Annotated in this window: 3 protein-coding genes; 1 reads left to right on the forward strand and 2 read right to left on the reverse strand. The window is 73.6% G+C overall.

The genetic code is table 11. From position 1 onward, the window contains the following. Positions 1-1,360, forward strand: a 1,360-nt coding sequence (locus tag QM572_RS02735) for a CgeB family protein (RefSeq protein ID WP_415089771.1), incomplete at its 5' end; no start/stop codon positions are given. A 57-nt stretch (positions 1,361-1,417) separates the two neighbouring features. On the opposite strand, the gene ftsY is transcribed toward QM572_RS02735, so the two are convergent. Further along, positions 1,418-2,545 carry a signal recognition particle-docking protein FtsY gene (gene ftsY, locus QM572_RS02740; protein WP_415089773.1) on the reverse strand — a complete coding sequence of 376 codons (1,128 nt, stop codon included), beginning with the start codon at positions 2,543-2,545 and terminating at the stop codon, positions 1,418-1,420. A gap of 72 nt (positions 2,546-2,617) precedes the next feature. Next, positions 2,618-3,690 (reverse strand): AAA family ATPase (locus QM572_RS02745; RefSeq protein WP_415089775.1); only part of this gene is annotated, 1,073 nt, incomplete at its 5' end.

Here is a 3,690-nt window from a genome sequence, read left to right on the forward strand (position 1 = left end):
CCTGCGCGACGCGGGCGACGCCGTCGTGCCGGTGCCCGCGCCGCTCGGCCCGCTCGTAATGACCCGCACCGACGACCTCGTCGCCGTGCGCGGCGTCGACCCGCTCCTGGGCGAGACGCTCACCGAGACCGACCTCGGCCTGCGACTCGCCGACGCCGGCCGTGGCGGGACGGTGCTGGTGCCGGGCGCGCGCATCACCACGCTCAAGGGCCAGCCCGAGCGGCGGGTGGCCTACGTCGGGTCGGTGCGGATGCTGGAGCAGAGGCACTCCCCTCGCCCGGACGCGACGGCGACGGCGTACGCGGGATTCGGGTTCGACGTCGTGGGATACCGCCACGAGGAGGTGCAGCCCCAGGCGGTGCTCGCCGACGCGCTCAAGCCGAGCGAGCGGCGGCTGTGGGTGCCGTCGCCGGTCGTGGTGCCGGCACGCTCGACGACGGCCGACGGGGCGCCGGTGCTGCGCTGGACGATCGACCTCGCCTCGCCTCCCGGCGAGCGCGGGCTGAAATGGGGCGACGTGCACTTCGCCCGCTCGCTCGCCGAGGCGCTCGAGCGGCGCGGGCAGATCGTGGCGGTGGACAACCGCAACCTGCGCCACCGCGGGTCGCGCGACCTGGACGACGTGGTGCTCGTGATCCGCGGGCTCGACCGGGTCGACCCGCGGCCGGGCCAGGTGACGATGCAGTGGATCATCAGCCACCCCGACCTGGTCACGCGCGACGAGGTGGCGCCGTTCGACCACGTCTTCGCCGCCAGCCTGTCGTGGGCGCGGGAGCGGACCCGGGAGTGGGGGGTGCGGATCGATCCTCTCCTCCAGGCCACCGATCCGGCCCTCTTCTCGCCGTCACGGCTCGATCCGGCGTACGCGGCGCCGGTGCTCTTCGTCGGGAACTCCCGCAACCACTTCCGCACCTCGGTCCGCTCGGCGCTCGCGGTCGGGGCCCCGGTGGACATCCACGGCGAGCAGTGGGACCAGTTCCTCGGTCCGGACGCGGTGCGGTCACGGCGCGTGGAGAACGCCGAGCTCGGCCGGCTCTACGCCTCGGCCGGCGTGGTGCTCAACGACCACTGGGAGGACATGCGTCGCGACGGCTTCCTCTCCAACCGCCTCTTCGACGCCGCGGCCTCGGGCGCCCGGATCGTCAGCGACGACGTGGCCGGGCTGCGCGAGGTGTTCGGCGATCAGGTGCAGGTCTTCCGCGACGACGCGGACATGGCGCGGCTGCTGGACGATCCCGTCGCCGCCTTCCCGTCGGCAGAAGAGCGGCGGGAGCTGGCCGAGCAGGTGCGGGCCGAGCACTCCTTCGACGCCCGCGCCGCCGAGCTGCTCGACGCCGCCGTACGGCTCACAGGCAGCTGACCTCGCGCCTCGGTCCTCGGCTGAGCTGACGCGCGCGGCCGCGAGGAGCCGTCGGGCTCAGCCGAGGAGGGCGTCGACGAAGGCCTCGGGACTGAAGGGGGCCAGGTCGTCCGGGCCCTCGCCGAGGCCGACGAGCTTCACCGGGACGCCGAGCTCGCGCTGGACCTGGATCACGATGCCACCCTTCGCCGAGCCGTCGAGCTTGGTCAGGACGATGCCCGTGACCGCCACGGCCTCGGAGAAGACGCGGGCCTGGATCAGGCCGTTCTGGCCGGTGGTGGCGTCGAGCACGAGGAGCACCTCGGTGACCGGAGCCTGCTTCTCGATGACGCGCTTCACCTTGCCGAGCTCGTCCATGAGGCCCTGCTTGTTCTGCAGCCGGCCGGCCGTGTCGACGATGACGGTGTCCACGCCGTCGCCGGCGCCCTGCTTGACCGCCTCGAAGGCGACCGAGGCGGGGTCGCCGCCCTCGGGGCCCCGGACGACACCGACGCCGACCCGCTCGCCCCAGGTCTGGAGCTGGTCGGCGGCGGCGGCGCGGAACGTGTCGGCGGCGCCCAGCAGCACCGACCTGTCCTCGGCGACGAGGATGCGGGCGATCTTGCCGACGGTGGTGGTCTTGCCGGCGCCGTTGACCCCCACGACGAGTACGACGCCGGGCGCGCCCTCCTCGCCGCTGATCTGGAGCCGGCGGTCGAGCTCGGGGCCGACCATGCGGATGAGCTCCTCGCGGAGCACGGCCCGGGCCTCGTCAGGCCTGGTGCCCTCGACCCGGAGCCGGGTGCGGAGCGCCTCGACGAGCTCCTGCGTCGGGGCGACGCCGACGTCGGCGGTGATGAGGAGGTCCTCGATCTCCTCCCACGTGTCGGTGTCGAGCTTGTCGCTGGACAGCAGCCCGAGCAGCCCGCGACCCAGCGCGGTGTTCGAGCCCGCGAGACGCTGACGCAGCCGGACGAGCCGGGACTGGGTCGACTCGGGACGCTCGAGGAGAGCCGTCGCGGTGGGTGCCGCACCGGGCTCGGCGACGTCCTCGGGACCTGCCTCCCCGGGCGGCGCCGGGGCGATCGTGCCGCCGGCGTCGTACGGGATCCGGGGCTTGCGGCTGCGCCCGACCACGAGGCCGGCGACACCGCCGACGAGGACGATCGCGACGACCGCGATGATCAGGATGAGCGCCAACGTCATGCCGCTCATCCAATCAGGGGCGCCCCTCGACGGGCGAACCGCCGCGGGACCAGCGGGCGCGCAGCGCCACCGTCAGCCGGCGTCGCGGAGGCGCTGGCTGATCACGGTGGAGACGCCGTCGCCGCGCATCGTGACGCCGTAGAGCGCGTCGCCGACCTCCATCGTGCGCTTCTGGTGCGTGATGACGAGGAGCTGGGAGTTCTCGCGGAGCTCCTCGTAGATCTCCAGCAGGCGGCCGAGGTTGGTGTCGTCGAGCGCCGCCTCGACCTCGTCGAGGATGTAGAAGGGCGAGGGGCGGGCCTTGAAGAGCGACACCAGGAAGGCGACGGCCACCAGGGACCGCTCACCGCCCGAGAGCAGCGAGAGCCGCTTGACCTTCTTGCCCGCGGGCCGGGCCTCGACCTCGATCCCGGTCTCCAGCATGTTGTCGGGATCGGTGAGCACGAGCCGGCCCTCGCCGCCGGGGAAGAGCCGCGGGAAGACGTGGTCGAAGGCGCGCTCGACATCGGCGTAGGCCTCGGTGAGCACCTGCTCGACGCGGGCGTCGACCTCCTTGACGATGTCGAGCAGGTCGCGGCGGGTGGTCTTGAGGTCCTCGAGCTGCTCGGTGAGGAACTGGTGCCGCTCCTCCATGGCACTGAACTCCTCCAGCGCCAGCGGGTTGACCCGGCCGAGCATCGCCAGCGACCGCTCGGCGGTGCGCAGCCGCTTCGCCTGCTCCTCGCGGACGTAGGGCACCGGCTCCGGCGACGGGTCCTCCTCGGTCGGCGCGACCGGGACGAGCTGGGTCGGGCCGTACTCCGCGACGAGGCTGTCGGGGTCCAGGCCGAGCTCGGAGAGCGCCTTCTCCTCGAGCTGCTCGATCCGCATCCGCTGCTGGCTCCGCGCGAGCTCGTCGCGGTGGACGCTGGTCACCAGCTCCTCCAGCTCACCCCCCAGACGGCGTACGGCGGCCCGCTGGTCGAGCAGCTGCGCCTCACGCCCCTTGCGCGCCTCCTCGATGCCCGCGCGGGCCTCGGCCGCGGCCGTGATCGAGGCCTCCAGGCGCTCCAGCACGATCCGCACCGCGAGCGTGACCGCCTCGGCGGCGCGGCCCTCGCGGAGCAGCCGCTCGCGCTGGGCGATCGCCGTGGCCCGGGCCTCGC

This window comes from Nocardioides sp. (genome assembly GCF_047607365.1).
In the GTDB taxonomy this organism is placed as follows: Bacteria; Actinomycetota; Actinomycetes; order Propionibacteriales; family Nocardioidaceae; genus Nocardioides.